At 67.4% G+C, this 439-nt stretch carries 1 protein-coding gene; it reads left to right on the top strand.

Annotated features, from left to right (window positions below; all coding sequences use genetic code 11):
- Positions 1 to 439 (top strand): sugar transferase (locus FJ658_RS03655; protein ID WP_141144024.1); only part of this gene is annotated, 439 nt, incomplete at both ends.

Raw genomic sequence — 439 nt, 5'->3', positions numbered from 1 at the left:
CCAAACGCGTGATCGACGTCGTCGCCGCGGCGAGCGCGCTCGTGCTGCTCGCACCGGTCTTCGCCTTCCTGGCGATGTCGATCCGGCTCTCCAGCGTCGGCCCGATCATCTTCCGGCAGACCAGGGTCGGTCTGCAGGGGCAGACCTTCACGATGTTCAAGTTCCGCTCGATGGTGGTCGACGCCGAGGCGCGCCTGGCGGCGCTGCAGGCCGAGCGCGACGCGGGCAACGACGTGCTGTTCAAGATCAAGGACGACCCGCGGATCACCCCGATCGGCAAGATCATGCGCCGGTACTCGCTCGACGAGCTGCCGCAGTTCATGAACGTGCTGATCGGCGACATGAGCCTCATCGGGCCGCGACCGCCGCTTCCCGCGGAGGTCGAGATGTACGAGGACCGCGTCAACCGCCGGCTGCTCATCAAGCCCGGCATCACGGG

This window comes from Schumannella sp. 10F1B-5-1, assembly GCF_006517535.1.
Lineage (GTDB): Bacteria > Actinomycetota > Actinomycetes > Actinomycetales > Microbacteriaceae > Schumannella.
The sequence above is the reverse complement of the archived record's forward strand: the minus strand, read 5'-3'. Positions and strand labels throughout refer to the sequence as shown.